Here is a 25500-nt window from a genome sequence, read left to right as displayed (position 1 = left end):
CATGCTGAGCTACCGCCACAGTTTCCATGCCGGCAACCATGCCGATGTGGTCAAGCACATTGTCCAAAGCCTGATCCTTGATGCCCTCAAGCAAAAGGACAAGCCGTTTGTCTACCACGATACCCATTCGGGTGTCGGCCGCTACGACCTGCAAGACGAGCGCAGTGAAAAAACCGGCGAATTCAAGCAGGGCATTGCCCGGATCTGGCAGCGCGACGATATCCCGGCCGACATTGCCAGCTACATCGACGCGATCAAGGCCCTCAACCAGGGCGACGAGCTACGCTATTACCCGGGCTCACCGAAAGTGGCCAGGGCCCAGATCCGCGATCAGGACCGAATGGTACTGACCGAGCTGCACCCGAGCGACTTTCCGCTGCTACTGCAGGAATTCCGTGGCGACCGCCAAGTAAAAATCTACAAGGAAGATGCCTTTGCCCGCCTCAAGGCCAGCCTGCCGCCGAAAGAGCGCCGTGGTGTGGTGCTGATTGACCCGCCGTACGAGCTCAAGCACGAATACATGGACGTGGTCAAAGCCATCGACGAAAGCTACAAGCGCTGGGCAACCGGCACCTATGCGATCTGGTACCCGGTTGTCTACCGCGCCAATATCGACAAGATGCTAAGCGGCCTCGAGGCGCTGGGCATCCGCAAGATCCTGCAAATCGAGCTGGGCGTCGAGCCTGATACAGAAGAGCGTGGCATGACCGCATCGGGCATGATTGTGATCAACCCGCCGTGGAAGCTGGAAGGCCAGATGCAGGCAATCCTGCCGTGGCTCAAAGAGGCCATTGCACCGACACACGGCCACTGCAAGGTCGAGTGGGTCGTACCGGAATAAGCCGACGACAGCCATCAACAATAAACGAGAGGCGGGGTTTTCCCCCGCCTTTTTCGCAATCTGATTTTCTCGATCATCCCCCCTCGTAACTCCCCCCGTTCTTGATTACACTAGCTCCAACCAAATAAATAAAAAATCATTGGAGTAGAGTCATGGCAAAGCATTTTGATTACATCTGTATCGGTGGTGGCAGCGGCGGTATCGCCTCGGCAAACCGTGCATCGATGTACGGCGCCAAGGTGGCACTGATTGAAGCCAAAGCACTGGGCGGCACCTGCGTCAACGTCGGCTGCGTGCCGAAGAAAGTGATGTGGCACGGTGCGCAGATTGCAGAAGCGATGCACCTTTACGCCAAGGATTACGGTTTCGATGTCAGCGTCAACCAGTTCGACTGGGCCAAGCTAGTCGAGAGCCGCGAAGCCTACATCAGCCGTATCCACACCGCCTACGACAACGTGCTGGGCAACAACAAGGTGGAAGTGATCCGCGGCTTTGCCAAGTTCGTAGACAGCAAGACCGTCGAGGTTGACGGCGAGCACTACACTGCCGACCACATCCTGATCGCCGTCGGCGGCCAACCAACTATCCCGGCTATCCCGGGTGCCGAGCACGGCATCGATTCCAACGGCTTCTTCGAGCTCACCGAGCAGCCAAAACGCACCGCCGTTGTCGGTGCCGGCTACATCGCCGTTGAAATCGCAGGGGTACTGAGCGCGCTGGGTACCGACACCCACCTGTTTGTTCGCAAGGGTTCGCCGCTACGTAGCTTCGACCCGATGATCGTCGATACGCTGGTCGAGGTCATGGACAGCGAAGGCCCAAGCCTACATACCCACTCGGTACCGAAAGAAGTGGTCAAGGAAGCCGACGGCAGCCTGACCCTGCACTTCGAAAACGGCGAGTCGCACAATACCGACCTGCTGATCTGGGCGATCGGCCGCCACCCGGCCACCGAAGCCATCAACCTGTCAGCAGCCGGTGTCGAAACCAATGAGCGCGGCTACATCAAAGTTGACGAGTACCAGCGCACCAACATCGACGGCATTTACTGTGTCGGCGACATCATGGAAGGCGGTATCGAGCTGACCCCAGTGGCCGTCAAGGCAGGCCGCCAGCTGTCCGAGCGTCTGTTCAACAACAAGCCTAACGCCAAGATGGACTACAAACTGGTGCCTACCGTGGTCTTCAGCCACCCGCCAATTGGCACTATCGGCCTGAGCGAGCCTGATGCCATCGCCCTTTACGGCGAGGACAACGTCAAAGTCTACACCTCGAGCTTCACCGCGATGTACACCGCGGTAACCAGCCACCGCCAACCATGCAAGATGAAATTGGTGTGTGCCGGCGAAGACGAGAAAGTCGTTGGCCTGCACGGTATCGGCTACACCGTTGACGAGATGATCCAGGGCTTCGGCGTCGCGATGAAGATGGGCGCAACCAAGGCCGACTTCGACTCAGTGGTCGCCATTCACCCGACCGGCTCGGAAGAGTTCGTAACCATGCGCTAACCGATCCTCTCAAGGGCCACGGGCTTTCGAGATGATAAATTGAAAAAAGGAGGCTACGCCTCCTTTTTTTATTCCTGCAAATAAAGTGCATACGGTTATTCAGGCAGAACAATAAACCATTGATAACAATACAAGCTAAAACCTGCCACTGCATAATCCCTCAAATACCAGCGAAAAAAATTCCAATTGCTGAATAAAGAATGTAACCTTGCCCCTCCCTGATTATGGACGATCAGTGAATAGTTATTCCTTGGGAATAAGGCCGTTATTTACCTCTTTACCACAACAAAAGGTCAGACATGCAGGATCAGGTTCTTACTCAGGCCGGCAAGAAAAACCGCTGGTTGATGTTCGCCTTGCCATCATTGCTTGGTGTATTCCTCTTCATGGCACCAATCAGCTACGAAGGCTCACTTACCATCCCCATTGCCATTCTGGCCAAATCAGTACAGACCCTATTCGAGGGAATGCTGACAACGATCGTCACAGCAGCGATATCCCTGACGGCTTTAGCCACCATTGCCACCAAACTGTGCAAGCCCCGCCTTGTTACCAATAGTGCCTTTCTCAGCGGGTTGCTAAACCCTAGCCTGCCGTGGTTTGTCGTTCAGCAAACTGGGGCCTTGTTTGTACTGATGAGCTATTTCCAAGTCGGCCCGGCAATGATCTATGACGGCGCGACTGGCGGGCTGGTGCTCAACGACCTGCTACCTGTACTGTTCTCGGTCTTCCTGTTTGCTGGCCTGCTGCTGCCACTGCTGCTCAATTTCGGCCTGCTAGAATTTGTCGGCGCGCTGTTTACCCGTATCATGCGCCCGCTGTTCAACCTTCCTGGCCGCTCAGCCGTCAACTGTATCGCCTCATGGCTCGGCGACGGCAGTGTCGGCGTGCTAATGACCAGCAAGCAGTATGAAAGCAAGATCTACACCGAACGCGAAGCTGCCGTGATCGGCACAACCTTCACGGCGGTATCCATCACCTTCAGCCTGGTGGTCATCGCCCAGGTTAACCTCGAGCACATGTTTGCCCCGTTCTACCTGACCGTGTGTCTGGCTGGCCTAGTGGCTGCCGTGATCGTACCACGCCTGCCACCGCTATCTTGGAAGAAAGACCGATTCATTGACGGTACCATCGAGAACAATGACAGCGAAACCCTGCCTGAAGGCAAAACGGTATTCAGCTTCGGCCTTGAACAGGCCCTAGAAAAAGCCGCCGAGGTAAAAAGCCTGCGCGCCGTGGCGGCAGAAGGCCTGAAAAATGCCATCGATATGATCTTCGGCGTACTGCCGGTCGTGATGGCAATTGGCACCACGGCACTGGTGATTGCCGAGAACACCCCGATTTTCAGCCTACTCGGCAAGCCGTTTATCCCGTTCCTCGAGTTACTGCAAATCCCAGAAGCAGCCGCGGCCTCGCAAACTATCGTGGTCGGCTTTGCCGATATGTTCCTGCCGTCGATCCTGGCTTCCGGTATCGAAAGCGACCTGACCCGCTTCGTGATTGCCGCGATGTCGGTCACCCAGCTGATCTACATGTCGGAAATCGGTGCCCTGCTGATCGGCAGCAAAATCCCGGTCAAACCATGGGAACTGTTTTTGATCTTCATCCTGCGTACTCTGGTCACCCTGCCGGTCATTACGCTGATGGCACACTTGTTCTTTTAACAATCCCTGCCTGACAACAAAAAGCCAGCGCTTTGCCGCTGGCTTTTTACATTGCGCCACCAGGCCAAGCAAACGAATCGATATCCCCTCCCCGCACACGGCTACACTTGCTCCGAACCGTGACAATCCCATTCCGTACAAAGAATAAAAAACGAATAAAAATTCAAAATGAAGATATGGCAACACAATTCCCCGGGTTATCTTTTTAAGCACCACAGAAGAGTCGCCTCATACTGAGCTGTAACCTCCATTTAGAATACTTCTTCAGCACTCTCCGCACAAAGCTGCAAAACGAAGCAAAATTTCGACAAGATAATTCTGCAATTGTGATTGTCATCAATAACAAGACAGTAGTGTTACCCTATATAGTCACGGTGATTTTTACCGTTTTTCGGTAAAGGATCACACCTCGGATGAATAATTAACAAAAAATATTATTTGAAAGGAATTTTCATGCAGTTCAAGCGTTCAATTATTGCCGCCTCACTTCTTTCCGCACTAGCCCTTACCGGCTGTGGTAGCGACGATTCATCGTCATCCACAGGCGGCAACAATGGCGGTGGTACTACCACACCAACAGCAAAGGTCATCAAGGTAATCGACGGCTACCTCTCAGAAGCCCAAGTGTGTGTCGACCGTAACAAAAACGACCTGTGTGAGAGCAATGAAGTTGTTGGCATGACCAATGCCAAAGGCGAAATCACCATCAAGAAAGAAGATGCCGGCCACGCGGTTATTGCCAAGGCGATTGCAGGCAAAACCAGCGACAGCGACAAAGCGGGCAAGCTGGGCAGCAGCTACGAGCTTGTCGCCAATGCCGACAGCAAGGTTGTTACCCCGTTCACCACCATGGCCGAAGTGCAGAACACCACTGTCGAAGCGCTGGCAGCCAAGCTCAATCTAGATGCCAACGTGATCAGCGGTGACTACGTGGCAGCCAAAGGCACGGCAGCTGACAAAGCCGAAGCCCAGAAAGCCCACCTGCTTGCCCGCAGCCTGACCAACGAATTGGCTCCGACACTGGCTGGCAACAATCCCGAGACTCTGGCGACATCGGCTGAGAAAATCACCAAGGTTATTGATGAGACCATCAACAACCAAGGCACCGACAAACTCGATGATATCGTGATCGACATTGACGAGAACGGTCAGACCAGCACGGCACCGGTGATCGCCTCGCTAAACCAGTATCTAGAAGGTAACACCCTGCACTTTGCCAGCATGAACAAATCCTATGCGGCAGAAGAAGGCGTTTTCCAAGTCCATCTGGATAAAGGCACCCTAACCGTAACTAATGACTTAGGCGAAAGTATAACGGGTACATACAGCATCAAAGACAATACGCTGATCCACGAAGAAGAAGGCGAAAAGAGCCAAGAAGAATTCGTCTACATTTCAGCGCAAACCAGTCTGGCAGTTACCCCGCAAGGCGACTTGAGTATTTGGACTACCGAGAATCTGAATGCTTCTGACTATACACCTAAGAAGTTCACCACCGCGCTACTTACTGGCCAAACTTGGTACTTCCTAAGCGATGACTCAATCAACGAGCATGCTGACCCTATGCTGGCTGGCATGACATTCGGCACAGACGATAACGTAACCATCACCGAAGGCGATGAAATCTTGACTGCCAAATGGCATATCCAAGAAAACGAAAACGGAGACTACAACACCCTGCTTATTGATTTCCCTGAGGGCGAAAATGACATGAACATCAAGCTGCTTACCAAAGACAGCAACATCATGACCATTGCCGACCAAGCCAACAGCACGGGCAAGGACCACTTCAGCCTGCTACTAAAAGACAAGGCTCTTGCTGAATCTATCTTGGCCAAGTGGGGCACCGAGCTTTAATCTCCCACCGCGATCCAAAAACAAAAGATAATAAAAAACCGGCCTTGGCCGGTTTTTTATTACTGTCATCTGTCGCTAGCAGGGCTATTGCTCCTCGGCGGCATCATCTTCCTCTTCCTCGTCACGCACGTAGAAGCGCGAGAAGAACAGGCCAACCTCGAACAACAGGCACATCGGCACTGCCAGCAAGGTCTGCGAGATAATGTCCGGCGGGGTTAGCAGCATACCGACCACAAACGCCCCGACAATAATGTACGGACGCTTTTCGCGTAGGCTTTCCGGATCAGTTGCCCCGGTCCAGCACAGCAGGATAATGGCCACCGGGATCTCAAATGCGATACCAAATGCCATAAACAGCGCAAGGACAAAATCCAGGTAACTGGCAATATCTGTTGCCACCTGTACCCCTTCCGGCGCGATACTGGTAAAGAAACCAAATACCAGCGGGAAGACAACAAAGTAGGCAAAAGCCACGCCAGCATAGAACAGCAGCGAGCTGGAAAACAGCAGCGGCATGATCAGCTTGCGTTCGTGCTTGTACAGGCCCGGCGCGACAAACGCCCATACCTGATACAGAATCATCGGCACCGCAACAAATACCGAGGTCACCAGAGTCAGCTTAATTGGCGTGAAGAAAGGCGATGCCACATCGGTTGCGATCATCGACGCCCCTTCCGGCAGACGTTCTACCAGCGGGGAGGCCAAGAAGGCATAGATGTCATTGGCAAACCAGACCAGACCAAGAAAAACCACGATGACGCTCAGGATGGCTCGCAGCAGACGGTTACGCAGCTCCAACAGGTGGCTGAATAACGGCTGCGCATCTTCAACGCTAGACATAGTGATGTTGTTTATTCCTGCTTATGAGAGGTCGTCGCCGATGGCTGCTCGTCTTTTTTCTCGGCATACGGGCGCTGCACATCCGAGGCTGCTTTTTTCAGCTCCTCGACAGAATCCCGTAGTTCAGGAGACAAATCTTTCATCCCCATCTGCTCGGCCTTGCGTAGGTTTTCCTGTAGCTCCTGAAGCTTCAGCTCCTGGGACAGTTCGTCCTTAACCGAGTTTGCCATATTACGAGCAGCACCAACCCAGCGCGATACCGAACGGATCGCGACTGGGAGGCGTTCCGGCCCCAGTACAACCAATCCCACCACGGAGATCAGTATTAATTCCCAGAACCCGATATCAAACACGCGTTAAACCTGCTCTTTGTCTTTTTGGCTCTTTTGAGCCTGTTCGCCCTGCTGATCGGCCAGTTTCTTCTGATCGAAATCAGCGTCTACTTCCACGTCTTTCTTGGCTGCTGGCTCTTCGTCGCTGATCGCTTTCTTGAAGCCTTTCACTGCAGAACCAAGGTCACCACCAAGTGTACGCAGTTTCTTGGTGCCGAACAGAAGGACAATGATCAGTGCGATGATCAACAGTTGCCAGATACTAATACCACCCATGCTTGTTTTACCTCAGCTTCTTGTGGTTAATAACAAAGTTTTATTCGTAGGCTGCATACTCTACCCTTATTTACGGCAGGCACGCCACCCCAATAACCAAAACATGATACCGACACCTGCGCTGATGGCAGGATAGGTTTCCACATGATTACTAAAAAGTATGGCAGAACATACAACCAGAGTTGCACCAATGCCAAAGTAGAACCTTGCCTGTCCCTGGTAACGTCGACTTTCCATAAAGTGATCGTAAAGTGTATCGATTCGCTGGTTCAGCACATTGCCCTGACGCAAACTATCGTAAAGAAGTTCCGGCAGCTCCGGCAGTTTCTCCGCCCAGAACGGCGCACGGCTCTTAATCCCGTCAATCACGGCCTGCGGCCCGACCTGACGGGACATCCAGTCTTCGAGGAACGGCTTAGCGGTATCCCACAGATCCAACTGCGGATACAGCTGCCGCCCCAGCCCCTCGACGTACAACAACGTCTTCTGTAGCAACACCAGCTGCGGCTGCACTTCCATATTGAAGCGGCGCGCGGTATTGAACAGGTTCAACAGCACATGGCCAAACGAAATCTCGGCCAAGGGTTTTTCGAATATCGGCTCGCACACGGTACGGATCGCAAACTCGAATTCATCGACGTTGGTATCCGCAGGTACCCAACCCGAATCGACATGCAATTCAGCAACCTTGCGGTAATCCCGGTTGAAAAAAGCCAGTAGGTTTTCAGCCAAATACCGCTTGTCGTCCCTATTGAGGGTGCCGACGATACCACAATCGAGTGCAATCCACTGTGGGTTTTGTGGGTTTTCCCGTGCAACAAAAATGTTGCCAGGATGCATATCGGCATGGAAGAAGCTATCGCGGAACACCTGGGTGAAGAAGATCGTCACCGCATTTTCCGACAGCAACTTCATATCCGTTCCGTTGGCCACCAGCGCGTCGATATCCGATACCTGAATACCGTAAATCCGCTCCATGACCAGCAGGTTTTCCCGACAGTAGTCAGTGAATACCTCCGGGACATAGAGCATATCGCTGTCCTCGAAATTACGCCGCAACTGAATACCGTTGGCAGCTTCTCGCATCAGGTTCAGCTCATCGAGCAGGGTTTTCTCATACTCGCGCACCACCTCGACCGGGCGCAAGCGACGGGCTTCGGGCAAAATCTTGGACAACAGGCCGGCCATTCGATACATCAGGCGGATATCAGCCTGTATCACCGGCAGGATATCCGGGCGAATCACCTTGAGCACCACCTCGCGGCCCGTCTCGCGCAGGGTTGCCGTATGAACCTGAGCAATCGACGCCGATGCCAGCGGCACCTCGTCAAAATCATCAAACCAAGTTTCGATCGGCCCGCCCAGCGCGGCCTCCATCTGGAGTTTCGCCTCGCGGCCATCGAATGGGGCGACCTGATCCTGAAGCAGGGCCAGTTGGTCAGCGATATGCGGCGGGAACAAATCACGTCGGGTCGACATCATCTGGCCAAACTTGATCCATACCGGACCGAGATCCTGCAGTGCCAGACGCAGGCGCTCGCCGAGCGGCTTGTCCGGATGCTCATTGCGGATCCAGAACAGTGATTTGCGCAGGCTTTTCGGCAGTTGCAGGCGCGGGTCTTCCGGCAGCAACTCATCAAGGCCATATCGAAGCTGGACGGCAGTGATCCGGTACAAGCGCTTGAGTTCGGAAATTGCCATCATGATGGGAGGCGCTCCAGCAAACGGTTGATCCGCGCTTCGGCACGGGCCACATCAGATTTAATATCATCAACCTGATCGGCAAAATAGGCGATCTCCAGCGCCTGCGGGGCCAAACGCCACTCCTCGGTGATCACCTCGGCCAGATCGCGCTGGCGACGGGCGATCCCACGGCGGACGAACTCGGCTCCGTTCTTTACCCCAGACACCAGCGTGTGGGCTATGATATCGCCGGTATATTGCGACAGTTTTTCTTCCACATCCGGCTTGAGGCCACTAAGAAGGGTCGAGAACTGCTGGGCCAACTGGATATCACCATCCAGCGAAAGTTTATCGGCCTTGATCAGCTGAGTCAGGTTCGCCTGCTGGCGAAGCTCCGGCAGCACCGAAAGGTTAAGCGCCAACTCACAGTCCAACTCACCCTCGTAACCGGCCAGCACATCAATCTGCTGGCTGAAAACAAAATACAGCTGCTTGCCGAATTCGTTGATCGTTACCCCGATCACCTTCCCCTTAAGGCGGGCAAGTCGGCGCTGGCTGGCCTCGTCTTCGTTGAGCAGGGTGTTTAGCGCGGTCTCGACCGCGCCGGTAACAAAAGCATCTAACGGCATGGCATCCTCAGAACTTGTAGCCACGGTGCAGAGCAACAATACCACCGGTCAGGTTGTAGTAGTTGGTCTGCTCAAAACCGGCCTCGCGCATCATGCCTTCCAGCGTATCTTGATCTGGGTGCATACGGATTGACTCGGCCAAGTAGCGGTAGCTGTCTGCATCGTTGGCGATCACCTCTCCCATTTTCGGCAGCAGGTGGAACGAATAGGCATCGTAGATCTTGGACAGCGGCTCGATGATCGGCTTGGAGAATTCCAAGACCAGCAGTCGGCCGCCCGGCTTGAGCACGCGGTACATCGAGCGCAGCGCCTTGTCCTTGTCTGTCACGTTACGCAGGCAGAAACTGATAGTAATACAATCAAAATAATCATCAGGGAACGGAAGCTCCTCGGCGTTGGCCTGCACATAGCCGACATTGCCAACAACCCCTGAGTCGCGCAGCTTGCTGCGGCCAACCTTGAGCATGGAGTTGTTGATATCGGCCAAAATCACCTGCCCGCTATCACCGACAATGCGCGAGAACTTGGCGGTCAGATCACCTGTGCCCCCGCCTAGGTCCAGCACCTTGTGACCACGGCGAACACCACTGCAATCAATGGTAAAGCGCTTCCATACGCGGTGGATACCCAGCGACATCAGGTCATTCATAATGTCGTATTTGGCTGCGACCGAGTGGAATACTTCTGCAACCAGCTCCGCCTTTTCGTCCTTGGCTACAGTACGGTAGCCAAAATGGGTCGTCTCTAGTGTGGTGTCCGTCATGCTACTTCCGTCATGGTTAACTTGCTGTATTAAACAAGCCCTAGTGTACTTGATGGTTGAGCTTTGCTCAAAGCACAACCTTATTCATTTACCCGGCCAGCCAATCCCACTGGCAACTCCGCTTGCCCGGGGATGTCATCAGCCCCCCCGAACATCGCCCGCTCGGCCAACTGCGGGCTAATATCCCGCTTTACTTCAACCCCAAGCTGGCGGAATCCCTCGGCCTGACGGATCACGTTACCCCGACCTGTCACCAGCTTGTTCATCGCCCCCTGATAACTCTGGCTCGCCTTGTCAAGCGATGCCCCGACCGCTTCCATATCCGTGACAAACAAGCGTAGCTTGTCGTATAGCTTGCTAGCCCGTTCGGCTATCTGCTTGGCATTCTGGTTCTGGCGCTCATTGCGCCACAGGTTATTGATGGTACGCAGTGCCACCAGCAAGGTCGTCGGGCTGACCAGCATGATATTCTGATCCATCGCATCGCGGATCAAACTCGGGTCAGCTTCTACCGCAGCCTGGAACGCAGGCTCCACCGGAATGAACATCAATACGTAATCAAGGCTATCGACGCCATGAAGCTGATGGTAGTCCTTACGGCCTAGGCCGCGAATATGGCCGCGCACCGAGGCGACGTGATCACCGAGTGCCAGCTCGCGCTCGGCAGCCGTGTCGGCATGGAAAAAGCGCTCGTAGGCCACCAGTGACATCTTGGCATCGATCACTACGTCTTTGTTCTGCGGCAGATGCACCACCACATCAGGCTGGTAGCGCTTGCCGTCTTCGTTCTCGAGACTCACCTGAGTCTGGTACTCATGCCCCTCACGCAATCCCGATTCACTCAGCACCCGCGCCAAGACCACTTCCCCCCAGTTGCCCTGGGCTTTGTTGTCCCCCTTGAGGGCCTGCGTCAGGTTGACGGCCTCGCGCGCCATCTGCTCATTGAGCTGCTTGAGGTTGTTGATCTCATGAACCAGGGTATGGCGCTCGCGGGCCTCATAGCTAAAACTGTCGTTGACCTGCTTGCGGAACCCCTCCAGCTGCTCGCGCAGCGGCCCCAACAAGCGATCGAGGCTCAGCTGGTTCTGCTGATCCACGGTACGGGTCTTGTGCTCGAACAGGCGGTTGGCCAAACTCTCGAACTGGATCCGCAGCCGCTCCTCGGCATTTTCCAACAAGGCTATCTTCTCGTCTGCCGCCTTTTGCTCTTCGAAGTGGCGGGCTTCCTGCTCGCGCAAGTCAGCCTCAAGACCAGCATTGGCCATCCGGGCATTCTCGATCTGCTCGGACAAATACTGCTTCTCGTTATTGAGCGCATCGAAATGGCGCATCTTCTCCAATGCCGCCGCCAACCGGCCGTGCATCTGGCGCAGCTCGGCCGTCAGCCGATCGCGCTCGATATCCATTTCATCCAGCTCTTGGTTGCGCTCATCAAGCTGTTGCTGGCAATGCTGCTCACGGTGGCGAGCCAACACCAGCTCCGATTCTGCCTGCTGCCGAAGCAGAGCCAATTGCTGCTGCCAGCGATTATTGACCAGCCATACCGCAACCGAACCGGCCAGTACCGCCCCGGACACACCACTGACCACTACCACTCCGTATCCCGATAACCACTCACTGATCATATTCTTATTCTATCCAGACCCATTATCCCAACAGGCGGCAGCCTGTGTATTGTTGACACCAAGGCTATGTCGGCACTTGATAAATGTCCAGACCCGCATCAAGGGTAAGATCACGCCAGCAAAATCCGCATCACCCCCTATCGATAAGCTAGTTGGTGATACTGTAATCGCTTACACTGACTCCCCTGACCTGCTGTCCTGCCGACAGCCTTTGATTTATGGATGAACAATGAACGAACGTCATGCGCTCGGCTACGGGCTGGCAGCCGTCCTGCTGTGGTCGACCGTCGCTACCGCCTTTAAAATAACCCTCGATTATTTTACCCCAACCCAGATGCTCGCTGCCGCCAGCGTGGTATCGGCCGCCGCCTTGATGGTCATCGCCGCCCTCCAAGGCAAGATCCATCTGCTTGGCCGTACCTTCCTCAAGCGGCCGCTGTATTACCTCCTGCTCGGTCTTATCAACCCGCTGGCCTATTATCTGGTCCTGTTCAAGGCTTATGATCTGCTGCCTGCATCGCAGGCCCAGCCGCTCAACTACAGTTGGGCCATCACCCTGACCCTGATGGCGGCCGTCTTCCTCGGCCAGACCATCCGCAAGCAGGACTGGGCGGCCTGCCTGCTTGGCTACCTCGGCGTGGTCGTGATCGCCACCAAGGGCAATGTCATGGCCCTGCAGTTCGACAACCCGACCGGGGTCGCACTGGCCCTGCTCTCCACCCTGCTATGGGCGATGTACTGGATCCTCAATACCAAGAACCAAGCCGACCCGGTTCTCGGGGTACTACTGGGCTTTCTTATCTCCCTGCCTTTCTCGATCGGTCTGAGTATCTACCAAGGCGGGTGGGGCTCGATTCCCTGGCAGGGCTGGGCCGCCGTCAGTTATGTGGGCTTGTTCGAGATGGGGATCACCTTCGTCCTGTGGATCAACGCCCTCAAGCTGACCCGAAATACCGCCCGCATCAGCAACCTGATCTTCATCTCACCGTTTATCTCACTGCTCCTGCTGGCCACGATTATCGGCGAGACGATCCAGCCGTCGACTTTGGTCGGGCTGGTACTGATCATCTGCGGTCTGGTCGTCCAGCAATGGAAAGGCAAGGCCAGCACGACCCAAAATGCGACCTAGAGACATATCCATTACCACGCAAATAACGGGCAAAAAAAAGCCTGCCACGTCAGTGGCAGGCAAACAAGCAGTGAATCATGGGTTGTCGAGACCCTGCGCCTTGAAAGGGACGGCGTCTTATTATGTCGAGAACCTAAAAACTAATCAGGCGGTTGCCGGTGCGTGCCAGCGCTTGCCGTAACGTGACCAGAGCAGCAGCAGCCCCGGAACCAACAACCACATTTGCAGCACCATCAGGTTTGGCGGCGTCAGATCCAGGCGCTGGGTCAGGCTCACCAAGGCCCCTGCACCACTCATCTGGAACAGCCCCAACAATGCCGCTGCCGTACCCGCCCGGTCACCGAATGGTGCCAGAGCCTTGCCGGCCGCCGAGCCCAGCACAAAGGCAAAGCCGAACGACGAGGCAAAAATCGGCAGCATGAAGGCCCATGCCTGATGTAGGTGGCTCATCACCAGCATCGCGCCACCAGCCACCACTAAGATCAACAAACCGGTATTGAGTGTCTTGCGGGTGCCAAAGCGGTCAATGAACCGAGGGGCCACCATGCAGGCAATAATGTTGAGGCCGGCATTGATCCCGAACCACACCGTAAACTGGTTCATATCCTGACCCAGCTCCATCATCAGCCAGACCGGGGCTGAGGTGACATAAGCCAAAATCACTGACATCGACAGCATGCACAGGGTCGCGTGGAACAGGAACATCGGCTCGCGCAGTACCGACAGATAGCGCGACAGGCTGATCGCCGAGCCGGAAACATCAGTATTGGCCGGGCGGGTTTCGCGGAACAGGCACAGAACCAGAGCACCGGCGACGATGGCAAAGCCTGCCATAAAGCTAAAATTAGAACGCCAGCCGAATACATGGGTCAGCCATGTCCCGAGCAGCGGGGCCAGAGCAGGAATAAAGCAGATCGCACCGTTGAGGTAACTGATCATCCGCCCGCTTTTCTCCGGGCCGAAACTGTCGCGCACCGCAGCAAATGCCGCGACCGAGGTGGCACAAGCACCGAACCCCTGCAGCAGGCGTGCGACCAGCAACAGGTCAAGCGACTGGGCCGTATAGGCCAACGCGGCACTCAGGCCGTAGATGGTAATGCCACCCAAGGCGATAGGACGGCGGCCAAAACGATCGGCCAGCGGCCCGGCCAATAGCTGGCCAAGACCCAGACTGAACATGAACCAGGTCACGGTATCCTGAACCCGGGTTACGTCGACCGCAAACGTATCGGCGATGGCCGGGAACGCCGGCAGATAAATATCAATGGCCAAGGGGCTGAACAAGACCAGCACCACCATCAAGGCGATCAGGCGCGGGCCTGCCGTTGTTGTTACTTGCATAAATAGGTGTCCTATATCGAGATAGCGGCAGTCTACGTGGTTAGAGATATGAATAGAAATGGTATATATTCAAATCTTAATTTCCCATTTGGAATATCTCTACCGAGGCTCCCGTGTTGCCGGAAAAACTCTCCCGTCTCGACCTCAACCTCTTGATCTGCCTGTTTGTCCTTCTCGAGGAAGGCAGCGTCACCCAAGCGGCCAACCGCCTCTGCCTGAGCCAGTCAGCCGTCAGCAAGAGCCTCGGGCGATTACGCGAACAATTCAGCGATCCGCTATTCACCCGCACAGCCCACGGCCTCAAGCCCACCCCGAGGGCCCAAGCACTACAGCCACAGCTCGAACAGTTACTGCGTGATATCGCCCACCTCACCGCGCCGGCCGAGTTCGTCCCTGCCACCAGCCACCGCCATTTCAAAATGGCACTGGTAGAAAGCGCCTATCCGCTCTTCCTGCCCCATTTCCTCGGCGACATTTTTGCCAAGGGGCCGAATATCATCCTCGACACCCAAGCCTGGAACGGGGACACATTCGAAAAACTCGGCCGCGGTGAAATCGACTTCGGCATCACCGGCAAGGATCTCAACCCACAGGATGCGATGATGACCATGATGCCGCCCAAGGGGATCCGATCCACCGAGCTCTGCCGCGATTCGCAAGTCTGCCTGATCCGCCAAGGCCACCCGGTCCTCAGCCAACGCTGGGACGAAGAGTGCTACCTTCGCCAGCGCCATATTCAGGTTCGCTGCGGCAACAACGACCGCTGGCTGCTCGACTTCAAGCTCGCCGAACGCGGACTGTGCCGCGACATCGCCATGTACGTCCCGGATTTCAACAGCGCCGCCAGCCTGTGTACCCATACCGATCTGGTCTTCACCGCACCGAGTCACTTCGCCAGTTACATCAGCAGCCAACTCGGACTCGAGATGCTACCGCTGCCATCAGCACTTCCTCCTATGGCCTATACCCTGTTCTGGCATCAACATCAGGAAAAAGATCTCGGGCACAGCTGGTTGCGCCAAATCATCATCCATGGCTGCCATGATTTGTCTGCAGGCCAATTGCAGGCCGACAGCAAAAGCGATAACGTAGGAAATCCCGCCAAACCGTCACAGGGACGGTGACTTAGTGAAAGGAAAAGAAACCCCATGCAAGCTGAAATCTCGCAACGCGTCGCGCAGATCCGCCAATGGCTGGCCGATCAGCAACTCGATGCGCTCCTGATCCCCCACGAGGATGAATACCTCGGTGAATACATTCCCGACCACAACGAGCGCCTGCACTGGGCGACCGGCTTCACCGGTTCGGCCGGCATGGCCGTGATTGCGCGCGATAGCGCGGCGATGTTTGTCGACGGGCGTTATGTGGTGCAGGTACGCAAACAGGTTCCTGCCGAAATCTACGAGTACCGCCACCTGATTGACGAACCACCAATGCAATGGGCGCTTGAGAACCTGCCTCGCGGCAGCAAAGTGGCCATTGACGCCCGCCTTCACAGCAGCGCCTGGCTCGCTCGCCACTCCGAGATGGTGAACGGCGAACTGGAGTTGGTTTGTATCGACGAAAACCCTATCGAACTGTTCTGGCATGACCGCCCGGCACCTACCCTGTCCGACGCCAAACTAATGGGGATCGAGTTCGTCGGCCAAAGCTGTGCGGAAAAGCGCCAGCACATTGCTGCCAACGTGAAGAAGCAAAAAGCGGCTGCCGCGCTGCTGACCCAGCTGGACAGCATTGCATGGCTGCTAAATATCCGCGGCAGCGACATACCAAGCCTGCCGGTCCTGCTATCGACAGCTATTATCCATGCCGATGAGAGCGTCGACTTCTTTATCGACCCGACCCGCCTGCCTGCGGACTTCGCCAGCCATGTAGGCGCCGGTGTACGCGTCCAGGCGCCGGATGCCCTTGAGGCGACCCTGCAGCAGCTCGGCGGCAAAACCGTACTTGTCGACCCTGCCACCAGCAATGCCTGGGCAAGCCAGGTCCTGCGTGCGGCCAACGCCACCCTCATTGAGGCAGCCGATCCTTGCCTGCTACCCAAAGCGGCCAAAAACGCCACCGAGCTTGCTGGTATGCAAGCCTGCCATATCCGCGATGGTGTTGCCGTATCGAAATTCCTGTCCTGGGTTGACCGCCAAGTCGCACAGGGCAACCTGCTCGACGAGGGGACGCTTTCCGACCAGCTATGGGCCTTCCGCAGCGAAGACAGCAGCTGCACCGATGTCAGCTTTGATACTATCTCTGCAGCAGGTGCCAATGCCGCCATGTGTCACTACAACCACCTGAAACAACCAACGCCTAGCGTGTTGGAAATGGACAATGTCTACCTTGTCGATTCAGGCGGCCAGTACCCGGACGGCACCACGGATATCACCCGCACCATTGCGATCGGTACCCCGGGCGATGAGATCAAGCAGGCCTTCACCTTGGTCCTGAAGGGCCATATTGCCTTGGCTTCTGCCCGTTTCCCGAAAGGCACAACAGGCTCGCAGCTGGATGCCCTTGCCCGCCAGCACCTATGGGCACACGGGTTCGACTACGATCACGGCACCGGCCACGGCGTCGGCCACTTCCTCAGCGTTCACGAAGGTCCGCAGCGTATCGCCAAGGTTTACAACCCAACGGCACTGCTGCCGGGCATGGTGCTGTCTAACGAGCCTGGCTACTACCGCGCCGATGCCTTCGGTATCCGGATCGAAAACCTGGAGCAGGTTGTCGAGGTGAGCACCAACGGTGATATGAGCGTACTGGGCTTCGAATCGCTGACCCGCGCGCCGATTGACCGCCGCTTGATTGAAATCTCTTTGATGACAGACAGTGAGCTGGCTTGGCTGAACACCTACCATGACAAAGTGTTCGCGGCGATCAGCCCAGCACTGGACGGTGACGATTTGGCATGGCTACAGCAGGCAACCGCCCCGCTAGGCCGCTAATAAAAAAACGCCCGCAGAGCATCGCTCCGCGGGCGTTTTCACTTTCATCCCATACCTGATCAGCCTGAATAGGCCCGATCCCAGTCTTTCCACACCACTTCCAGTCCGCGCGACCTCACGGCCTCTGCAACCTCAGCCACTGCGCGCTCATCACTAATCGCGAACTGCTCGAGTTCCGGCTCGCCGCCGTCAGCATAACCACCGGGCTGGGTCTTGGAGCCCGCCGACATCGTCGTGATCCCCAACGGCAAGACATTATCTCGAAACTGCGGTGACTCTCGGGTCGACAGCGACAACTCAACCTCGGGGTTGAGCAAGCGGTAGGCACAGATCAGCTGGACCAGTTGGCGGTCGCTCATCACAGACTTTGGCTGCAACCCACCCTCACAAGGGCGCAGGCGCGGAAAGGAGATCGAATAGCGGGTCTGCCAGTATGTTCGCTCCAGATACGCCAGATGCGCGGCCACAAAGAAGCTGTCTGTCCGCCACTCCTCCAGGCCAATCAGCGCGCCTATGCCTATTTTGTCGATCCCGGCACGGGCCAACCGATCGGGTGTTTCAAGCCGATAAGCAAAATCCATCTTATTGCCGCGCAGATGATGCTGGGCATAGGTCGGTGCACTGTAGGTTTCCTGGTACACCATCACGGCATCAAGCCCCAATGATTTCAGCTCGGCGTACTCGTCTTGATCCAACGGCTGAACCTCCATCGCCAAGTAACTGAACTGCGATTTGATCACTGGCAGGGCCTGGCGAAAATAGTCCATCCCGACCTTGCGTTCATGCTCCCCAGTCACCAGCAGGATATTGTCGAACCCCATCGACTTAATGGCATCGCATTCGCGCTCCACCTCGTCCATTGCCAACGTTCGACGCCGGATCCGGTTCTCCATCGAAAAACCACAGTAGGTACAGGCATTGGCGCACAAATTGGACAGATAAAGCGGCACGTAAAAAGACACTGTTTGGCCAAAACGCTGGCGAGTCAGGGCAGCCGACTGCCGAGCCATCTGCTCAAGGTAGGGCTCAGCGGCAGGGGAAATCAGTGCCTTAAAATCTTCCAGATCGCGTTTCGGTTTTCGCAGGGCGCGTTCGACATCGGCAGTATCCTTGCTGTAGATCGACAGCTTGACTGCATCCCAGTCAAGCTGCTGCCAAACCTCGACAAAGCTCATCATGCCCCCTTAGCCAGCGCTGTCTAGAAAAGCCGTCAACGGACTCGATGCGACAGCATGGTTGGCCCGGCTGGCCAACCCTGCTTCATACGCCATCCGACCCGCCTCAACCGCCAAGCGGAATGCCCGCCCCATAGCGACAGGATCTGCAGCCACTGCCATTGCGGTATTGACCAGTACGGCATCAGCCCCCATCTCCATCGCCTCTGCGGCATGGGAAGGGGCACCAATGCCAGCATCCACAATAACCGGAACACGGGCCTGATCGATGATAATCTCCAGAAAATCACGTGATGCCAGCCCTTTGTTCGAACCAATCGGTGCCCCTAGCGGCATCACCGCGGCACAGCCGACCTCCTCAAGCCGCTTGCACAGGACGGGATCGGCATGACAATACGGCAACACCACGAAGCCCTCCCGGACCAACTGCTCGGCAGCGTTCAAGGTTTCGATGGGATCGGGCATCAGGTATTTGGGATCAGGATGAATTTCCAGCTTGAGCCAATTGGTCCCCAAGGCCTCACGGGCCAATTTGGCGGCAAAAACCGCCTCGCGAGCTGTCTTGGCACCGGACGTATTGGGCAACAGGTTGACACCCGCCCCTATCAGAGGCGCCAAGATGTCATCATCCCGGTTATCTATATCCACCCGCTTAAGGGCCATCGTCACCAGCTCTGAGCCCGATGCAATAATCGAGTCGGCCATCATATGGCGATTGGCGTATTTACCGGTTCCGGTAAATAGCCGTGACGAAAAAGTCTTGTCTGCAATGGTTAGCATTTAGCCTCCGGCAATCGCTTGGAACAGTGCAATACGGTCACCGTCATTCAAAACGGTGTCTTCCCAGTTGCCGCGGGCAACAATATCTTCATTGAGCGCGACGGCCGTGGCGGCCAGAGGCATCTCCAGCAGAGCCAGCAAGCCGGCCAGATGAGTGCCACCCGCAACGGTAAGCGGCTTGTCATTGACCACTATTTGAATATCTTGGTGTGTCGTCATCGTAGCGTTATTCTCCTTGGCCACAAACTGGGCAGCTGATATCGTGGCTTATCCTGAAGGTATGCCATTGCATTGTCAGGCCATCGAACTGCCTCAGGCAGCCCAGCCCAACCGAACCAGCCCCACAGATAATTTTGAGCGCTTCCAGAGCCTGCATGGTACCGATAATGCCCACGACCGGCCCGGCAATACCGTTCTGGCTGCAGCCGCCCGGCTCATTGGCCTCCGGCTCGGGGAACAGGCAGTGGTAGCAAGGCCCTTGACCGTTATGGAAACCAAAAACCATCAGCTGCCCCTGCCAGCGGATCGCCGCTCCGCTAACCAGAGGCTTGCCAGCTTGGTAACAGGCATGGTTCACCGCATAGCGGGTCGGCAGGTTATCCGAACAATCCAGCACCACATCGGCCTGCGCAACTTCCAAGGCAAGCCTCTCCCCCAACAACCTTGCGTTGACGGGCCTGATACGTATATGGGGGTTGAGTGAGCGCAGCTGGGCCGCGGCCTGACCGGCCTTGTTAAGCCCCTCGTCATGCTGCCGATACAGCACCTGCCGCTGGAGATTAGAGCCTTCCAGAACATCATCATCGGCAATGACAATGGTGCCGACACCAGCTCCGGCAAGATAGAGGGCGGCCGCCGAGCCGAGCCCTCCCGCCCCGACCAGCAACACACGGGCTTGACCGATAGCCTCCTGACCCACCTCGCCGATCTCCGGCAGCATGATCTGGCGGCTGTATCGGACAAATACCTGATCATCAAGCATCCGCATCCCCCTGACCGCTTTCCGGCCTGATCAAGATTCTGGCAAATGCCGCAACGGCCTCGCCCGGGTCTTCCGCTTCTGTCACGGCCCTAACCACTGCCACGCTGCTGACGCCGGTTCGCCAAACGCGCTCGGCACGGGCCAGGTCGATCCCGCCAATCGCCACGGTCGGGTAGCTTGAGCCAATAAGTTTCTGGTACAGCGCGAGCCGGTTAAGGCCCTGTGGTTTTGAGGGCATCTCCTTGGTCGTGGTAGGGAATATATGACCAAGGGCGATATAGCTAGGATGGTACTCTGCTGCCCTTAGGATCTCGTAATAACCGTGGGTCGACAGTCCCAGTCTCAACCCGGCTCCCTGAATCGCGGCCAAATCGGCGGTATCCAGATCCTCCTGCCCAAGGTGCACCCCGAATGCCGCATGCTCAATCGCCAGCTGCCAATGGTCATTCACAAAAACCTGTGCATCGTCCTTCCGACCGACGGCAACAACCTGGGCTATCTGTTCAGCCAATGCCGAGGCATTGGGATCTTTAATCCGCAACTGAACCGTCTTCACACCCAAATCCAGCAACCGCTCGACCCAGCGGGCACTATCAACCACCGGGTACAAGGCCAACTTATCGGCCTCGACCGGTGAGAACGGTGCGAGAACCCTTCCTCTCTCCACCCACCCCAGCTCTACGGCTTCCGGATGGTTTGCTGTCAGCGCCCGGGGAAACAGGCGCGGCTCGGTCGGCCAGCCTATATCGCCATAACCATTGGTATGGCTTTCCAAGTAGCTTCTGGCATAGGCACGAGCCAAGGTCACGCCATCTTCGAGCGGAAAATCCAAAGCGAGTGCAACCAGCAGCATAGCTCGCTGGGCTTCGCTACTACCAGCATGATGGCAATAGGTCGCTCTGGCGACACCTTGGTGATGCCAGATATCGATACAACCTTGCTCGGTCGGCAATCCGCATACAACCAATGAAGGATTCGCAGCAACCTGCTGCTGCACCTCACTAACCGATGGATATGGAGCTAGCCATTGATCGCGAATATCAAAATCCACGTCCTGCTGCAAAGCGTTAAACGCTACGCTCAACGCCTGCCCGTTACGGGAAATGTTTACCACTGCCGAATCACTCCACCCGACACTGACTGGCTCGCCAAGCTGAAATTGATCAGCTGCCGCCAGCAAAGGCTCAATATGCATCAGTAGCGGGGTTAGGTGATCGGGTAAACACAAGGTGTTCATTTGCTGTCCTCTCCTATGGGATGGTAAAGCTCGCTGCCCAGGGCACGAAACTCCTCTGCTTTTTGCTGCATCCCTGCCAGCGGATCATCAAGCAATTGGATCTCTATCGCTTCCTGCTCTAGGCCCTTGGCGTAATCGCGGACTTCCTGTGATATTTTCATTGAGCAGAACTTTGGTCCGCACATCGAGCAAAAATGGGCCACCTTGCCGGATTCCTGCGGCAGGGTCTCATCGTGATAGGCCTTCGCGGTTTCCGGATCCAGTGCCAAATTGAACTGGTCTTCCCAGCGAAACTCAAACCGAGCCTTAGACAGGGCATTGTCCCTAACCTGTGCACCGGGATGGCCCTTGGCCAAGTCTGCCGCATGGGCACACAGCTTGTACGTGATCAGCCCCACCTTTACGTCCTCTTTGTTCGGTAGGCCAAGATGTTCTTTCGGGGTGACGTAGCACAGCATGGCACAGCCATACCAGCCAATCATTGCCGCACCGATACCGGAAGTAATATGATCGTAGCCAGGAGCAATATCCGTTGTCAGCGGGCCTAATGTATAAAACGGGGCTTCATGGCAATGCTTGAGCTGTTCATCCATATTCTCCTTAATCATATGCATCGGCACATGACCCGGGCCTTCTATCATGACTTGGACATCGTATTCCCATGCAATCTTGGTCAACTCACCAAGCGTTCGCAATTCACTGAATTGCGCCTCGTCATTGGCATCTGCCACCGATCCCGGCCGCAGGCCGTCACCAAGCGACAACGCAACATCGTACTGGGCACAAATTTCACAGATCTCACGGAAGTGCTCATAGAGAAAGCTCTCTTGATGATGGGCCAGGCACCATTTCGCCATTATCGATCCGCCCCGAGAGACAATCCCCGTGACCCGCTTTGCCGTAAGAGGGACATAACGCAGCAAGACACCGGCATGGATTGTAAAATAGTCGACGCCCTGCTCAGCTTGTTCAAGCAAGGTATCGCGAAAGACTTCCCAGTTGAGGTTCTCGGCGATACCGTTCACCTTCTCCAACGCCTGATACATAGGGACCGTGCCGATAGGCACAGGGCTATTGCGGATAATCCACTCCCGGGTTTCATGAATATTGCGCCCAGTAGAGAGATCCATCACCGTGTCGCCTCCCCAACGGGTCGACCACACCAGTTTCTCCACTTCCTCCTCAATGGACGAACTTACCGAGGAATTGCCGATATTGGCATTGACCTTAACCAGAAAGTTTCGCCCGATGATCATTGGTTCCGACTCGGGATGGTTGATATTGGAAGGAATGATCGCACGGCCTTCGGCCACTTCTTTGCGGACAAACTCTGGGGTTATTTCAGATGGAAGGTTGGCCCCGAACGCTATACCGGGATGCTGCTGGGAAAGAGTCTGATCACGATACTGAGCGCGCCCCATATTCTCGCGGATGGCAATGAACTCCATCTCAGGGGTCACAATACCGCGCCTAGCATAATGGAGTTGGGTGACTTTGGCCCCGCGTTTAGCACGCCGAACACTTCCCGGCTGACCAAAGCGAAGTTCATCAAGCGTACCATCCGCCAATCTCTCTTTGGCGTAGCGGGAACTCAACTCGCTAAGGACATCACAATCCGCTCGTTCAACGATCCACTTCTCACGAAGCTTTGGCAGACCGCTATAAATATCCAGTTGATGATCAGGATCGGTATAATAACCAGAGGTATCATAAACACGAACGGGCTCATTGGGCTCAAAAACAGGCGTTTCTTTGGTACCCCCCACAAGGCTGTCAGATAACGATACCTCACGCATCGGTACGCGAATATCACTCCGGCTACCGGCGACATACACCTTACGCGAATTGGGATAGGCTTGTGTGGTCAGTGAATCGATAAATTGTTTCGCTTCCAGTCTCGCTTGCTTGCGATTCGTCATAGCAATTTCCTTTTCGTCTTCTTAATCGGGAAAGTTGCTTGGCGGATGGGTGCGTAAACAAGAGGCTACACGTAGGGTGTATAGCTTACATTCTGAAGGAACTACTGCCCAAACGAGCAGCGATACAGATGATTATCTCTTGTTCCCTTCGCAGGTATTAGCCTGATCAGGTTCAACGGATCCCGCAATGCGGTCTCAGCCAGATGGCACTCCGACAAGTACAGCGAGTATAAGGAACTCTGGCGTTCACAGCAACCCAGCGACAACAATTAGATAACAATCCCCAATTACTGGCAAATCAACACATCGCAATCCAATTCATCAGCTAAGGCTCTGCTAATATCCTTGAACCAATGGATCCCAGATCGTCGATGTCCGGTCACCACCAGATTAGCCCCTACCTTATCAGCCAAGAAGACAAGATGCTTAACCACATCGCCATTGGCCATATGAATAGCCCTAACTTTATAAGGTGACGTATCAGCTAACCCCCTCAGCTGCTCCATTCTTCGCTGTTCAAGCTCGTTATGAGCTTCTTCAATCCCTAATTCGGCATCGGCAAAACTAACATTGCCCATACCCGGTTCAACAAACGCCAAGTGCAATTCGGCATTGTTCTGCTCAGCAATAACGGCAGCTTTTACCATTAACCGGTGAGCCTCATTGTCTGTAGGATCTACGGCCAATAGTATCGTTTGGTAGAGCGCCATCTCTCAATTCTCCTATCGACTCATCAATGTGCCAATTTTCTGCTATATCTACACACAGCCTATACCAAAACTGCAGCAGTACTTACCGCTAAATCAATGATTGCGTTTTTAGGAGGCAGGAAAAATGCTCATGGCAGCCATAACATGGTATTAGTATGGCAATAATTTATATCAGCACTTGAGATAACAATGAGTCAATTAATGTTTCTGGGGCTTATCGCCCTTGGCGGGGCGTTTGGTGCTTGCTCCCGCTACCTCATATCTGAGTTTTGTGTGTCCCTGTTCGGACGAGGCTTTCCCTACGGCACGCTAGTCGTTAACGTAATAGGCTCAATGATTATGGGACTGCTCATGTCTGCCCTGAACCAGGGAATGATTGAAGCGGTTCCAGCACGCCCGCTTATCGGATTAGGATTTCTCGGGGCACTCACTACGTTCTCGACATTCTCAATGGATAACGTCATTTTGATGCAACAAGGCGAATTTCTAAAAGCAGGGGTAAATATTTTACTCAACGTTATCGTCAGTGTCGCAGCTTGCTTCATCGGCTACCAACTCATGATGAAAAGCTAACCATACACTGTTACCGCATAAGGAAAAGCTCCCCACCTTGGTTGGGGGCTTTTTCTTATAACAGGCTACCAAGCAACCTTCCTCATGCAATCCACCACAAAACTCAGCGCACTTTTCAACGAAAACAGTCAAAAATCCAATCATCGCTAAGGCTCTCGTATCCTCATGATCACGGTTGCCCAGGAGCTGCGTTGTACCTGCTAGCAAGGTCAGTTTTACAAATATCAGAAACGAAAAAGGCTCCAGCATTTCTGCTAGAGCCTTGAAGATGGCAGGGGTGGAGAGATTCGAACTCCCAACACGCGGATTTGGAATCCGCTGCTCTGCCAATTGGAGCTACACCCCTATAAGCACTCATTCTACTGGCTTGGCCAATAAAAGCAACGGTATTTTCCTGAGGCTAATCACACTCTTAGCTAAAATAATGCCATCAAATACATTGCTGTATTCATCGATAATAGCTCGATATAACAACAATATGATTTCCCCGCTGCATTTCTTCGGGGATGCCTACTTAAAGATGGCAGGGTTGGACAGGGCTGGCGCACAAGCTTCCAACACGCGCTGATTTTCGGTGTGGCGGAATCTGCGGCTCTGTTTTCGATATAAACGAAAAAGGCTCCAGCATTTCTTCGGGGACGCCTAGTCTAGAGCCTTGAAGGAGGTAGGGGGGGGACTGAGCTGGCATTCCAGAGATTCG

Annotated in this window: 23 protein-coding genes, 1 tRNA gene and 1 riboswitch; of the genes, 8 read left to right on the top strand and 16 right to left on the bottom strand. The window is 55.0% G+C overall.

The window, feature by feature from the left end; translation table 11 throughout:
- Position 1 precedes the first annotated feature (1 nt).
- The 4 genes from ABT56_RS04605 (at position 2) to ABT56_RS04590 (ending at position 5870) form a co-directional block, all read left to right on the top strand.
- Positions 2-841 carry a 23S rRNA (adenine(2030)-N(6))-methyltransferase RlmJ gene (locus ABT56_RS04605; RefSeq protein ID WP_047877694.1) on the top strand — a complete coding sequence of 280 codons (840 nt, stop codon included), beginning with the start codon at positions 2-4 and terminating at the stop codon, positions 839-841.
- A gap of 152 nt (positions 842-993) precedes the next feature.
- Positions 994-2349, top strand: coding sequence for a glutathione-disulfide reductase (gene gorA, locus ABT56_RS04600; protein WP_047877693.1), 1356 nt, complete (start codon positions 994-996; stop codon positions 2347-2349).
- A gap of 299 nt (positions 2350-2648) precedes the next feature.
- On the top strand, positions 2649-4013 hold the full coding sequence (locus ABT56_RS04595; protein ID WP_047877692.1) for a YjiH family protein: 1365 nt from the start codon (positions 2649-2651) through the stop codon (positions 4011-4013).
- Positions 4014-4466: 453 nt separating this feature from the next.
- Positions 4467-5870 carry a hypothetical protein gene (locus ABT56_RS04590; RefSeq protein WP_047877691.1) on the top strand — a complete coding sequence of 468 codons (1404 nt, stop codon included), beginning with the start codon at positions 4467-4469 and terminating at the stop codon, positions 5868-5870.
- Between the two features lie 84 nt (positions 5871-5954).
- Here the strand turns inward: ABT56_RS04590 and tatC are convergent, their stop codons facing one another.
- From tatC to rmuC, 7 genes are all read right to left on the bottom strand, one after another.
- Positions 5955-6710: a Sec-independent protein translocase subunit TatC gene (gene tatC, locus ABT56_RS04585; RefSeq protein WP_047877690.1), complete on the bottom strand. Its 756-nt coding sequence runs from the start codon at positions 6708-6710 to the stop codon at positions 5955-5957.
- Positions 6711-6721: 11 nt separating this feature from the next.
- Positions 6722-7063 (bottom strand): Sec-independent protein translocase protein TatB, encoded by a 342-nt coding sequence (gene tatB / locus ABT56_RS04580; RefSeq protein WP_047877689.1) that lies wholly within the window; start codon positions 7061-7063, stop codon positions 6722-6724.
- Positions 7064-7066: 3 nt separating this feature from the next.
- On the bottom strand, positions 7067-7318 hold the full coding sequence (gene tatA, locus ABT56_RS04575; protein ID WP_047877688.1) for a Sec-independent protein translocase subunit TatA: 252 nt from the start codon (positions 7316-7318) through the stop codon (positions 7067-7069).
- A gap of 66 nt (positions 7319-7384) precedes the next feature.
- Positions 7385-9019 (bottom strand): ubiquinone biosynthesis regulatory protein kinase UbiB, encoded by a 1635-nt coding sequence (gene ubiB, locus ABT56_RS04570; RefSeq protein ID WP_047877873.1) that lies wholly within the window; start codon positions 9017-9019, stop codon positions 7385-7387.
- Positions 9019-9630: a ubiquinone biosynthesis accessory factor UbiJ gene (locus tag ABT56_RS04565; protein WP_047877687.1), complete on the bottom strand. Its 612-nt coding sequence runs from the start codon at positions 9628-9630 to the stop codon at positions 9019-9021. Before ABT56_RS04565 ends, ubiB begins: the two co-directional genes overlap by 1 nt.
- Before the next feature lie 7 nt (positions 9631-9637).
- Complete coding sequence (gene ubiE, locus ABT56_RS04560) at positions 9638-10393, bottom strand: bifunctional demethylmenaquinone methyltransferase/2-methoxy-6-polyprenyl-1,4-benzoquinol methylase UbiE (protein WP_047877686.1); 756 nt, start codon at positions 10391-10393, stop codon at positions 9638-9640.
- Positions 10394-10473: 80 nt separating this feature from the next.
- A complete protein-coding gene (rmuC, locus tag ABT56_RS04555) occupies positions 10474-12018 on the bottom strand; it encodes a DNA recombination protein RmuC (RefSeq protein ID WP_084722157.1) in 1545 nt (514 codons plus the stop codon).
- A 229-nt stretch (positions 12019-12247) separates the two neighbouring features.
- On the opposite strand from rmuC, the gene ABT56_RS04550 reads away from it, so the two are divergent.
- The gene (locus tag ABT56_RS04550; RefSeq protein ID WP_047877685.1) at positions 12248-13147 is read left to right on the top strand and encodes a DMT family transporter; all 900 of its coding nucleotides are present in this window, start codon (positions 12248-12250) and stop codon (positions 13145-13147) included.
- 144 nt (positions 13148-13291) lie between these two features.
- Here ABT56_RS04550 and ABT56_RS04545 read toward each other — a convergent pair whose 3' ends face one another.
- Positions 13292-14488 carry a multidrug effflux MFS transporter gene (locus ABT56_RS04545; RefSeq protein ID WP_047877684.1) on the bottom strand — a complete coding sequence of 399 codons (1197 nt, stop codon included), beginning with the start codon at positions 14486-14488 and terminating at the stop codon, positions 13292-13294.
- Between the two features lie 152 nt (positions 14489-14640).
- Between ABT56_RS04545 and ABT56_RS04540 the strand changes: the two genes are divergently transcribed.
- Both ABT56_RS04540 and ABT56_RS04535 read left to right on the top strand, forming a co-directional pair.
- On the top strand, positions 14641-15612 hold the full coding sequence (locus ABT56_RS04540; protein ID WP_420835118.1) for a LysR family transcriptional regulator: 972 nt from the start codon (positions 14641-14643) through the stop codon (positions 15610-15612).
- A gap of 24 nt (positions 15613-15636) precedes the next feature.
- Positions 15637-17424, top strand: coding sequence for an aminopeptidase P family protein (locus ABT56_RS04535; RefSeq protein WP_047877682.1), 1788 nt, complete (start codon positions 15637-15639; stop codon positions 17422-17424).
- A 59-nt stretch (positions 17425-17483) separates the two neighbouring features.
- Here the strand turns inward: ABT56_RS04535 and thiH are convergent, their stop codons facing one another.
- The 7 genes from thiH to ABT56_RS04500 all read right to left on the bottom strand — a co-directional run bounded on the left by thiH (position 17484) and on the right by ABT56_RS04500 (position 24227).
- Positions 17484-18599 carry a 2-iminoacetate synthase ThiH gene (gene thiH / locus ABT56_RS04530; RefSeq protein ID WP_047877681.1) on the bottom strand — a complete coding sequence of 372 codons (1116 nt, stop codon included), beginning with the start codon at positions 18597-18599 and terminating at the stop codon, positions 17484-17486.
- 9 nt (positions 18600-18608) lie between these two features.
- Complete coding sequence (locus ABT56_RS04525; RefSeq protein WP_047877680.1) at positions 18609-19379, bottom strand: thiazole synthase; 771 nt, start codon at positions 19377-19379, stop codon at positions 18609-18611.
- Positions 19380-19598, bottom strand: a complete 219-nt coding sequence (gene thiS, locus ABT56_RS04520; protein ID WP_053062378.1) for a sulfur carrier protein ThiS — start codon at positions 19596-19598, stop codon at positions 19380-19382.
- Positions 19599-19605: 7 nt separating this feature from the next.
- Complete coding sequence (locus ABT56_RS04515) at positions 19606-20361, bottom strand: HesA/MoeB/ThiF family protein (RefSeq protein ID WP_047877679.1); 756 nt, start codon at positions 20359-20361, stop codon at positions 19606-19608.
- Positions 20354-21598 (bottom strand): thiamine phosphate synthase, encoded by a 1245-nt coding sequence (thiE, locus tag ABT56_RS04510; RefSeq protein ID WP_047877678.1) that lies wholly within the window; start codon positions 21596-21598, stop codon positions 20354-20356. The genes ABT56_RS04515 and thiE overlap by 8 nt, the downstream gene beginning before the upstream one ends.
- Entirely contained in the window at positions 21595-23517 is a 1923-nt protein-coding gene (thiC, locus tag ABT56_RS04505; protein ID WP_047877677.1) for a phosphomethylpyrimidine synthase ThiC, read from the bottom strand. The genes thiE and thiC overlap by 4 nt, the downstream gene beginning before the upstream one ends.
- 126 nt (positions 23518-23643) lie before the next feature.
- A riboswitch (TPP riboswitch) is annotated at positions 23644-23741 on the bottom strand.
- A 63-nt stretch (positions 23742-23804) separates the two neighbouring features.
- Positions 23805-24227 (bottom strand): universal stress protein, encoded by a 423-nt coding sequence (locus tag ABT56_RS04500; protein ID WP_047877676.1) that lies wholly within the window; start codon positions 24225-24227, stop codon positions 23805-23807.
- 189 nt (positions 24228-24416) lie between these two features.
- On the opposite strand from ABT56_RS04500, the gene crcB reads away from it, so the two are divergent.
- The gene (crcB, locus tag ABT56_RS04495; protein WP_047877675.1) at positions 24417-24800 is read left to right on the top strand and encodes a fluoride efflux transporter CrcB; all 384 of its coding nucleotides are present in this window, start codon (positions 24417-24419) and stop codon (positions 24798-24800) included.
- 269 nt (positions 24801-25069) lie between these two features.
- Here crcB and ABT56_RS04490 read toward each other — a convergent pair.
- Positions 25070-25146: transfer RNA gene (locus ABT56_RS04490), tRNA-Trp, on the bottom strand.
- Positions 25147-25500: the final 354 nt, after the last annotated feature.

It is taken from the genome of Photobacterium aquae, assembly GCF_001029445.1.
GTDB lineage: Bacteria > Pseudomonadota > Gammaproteobacteria > Enterobacterales > Vibrionaceae > Photobacterium > Photobacterium aquae.
Note: the sequence above shows the minus strand (reverse complement) of the source record. Positions and strands in the feature narration are given on the sequence as shown.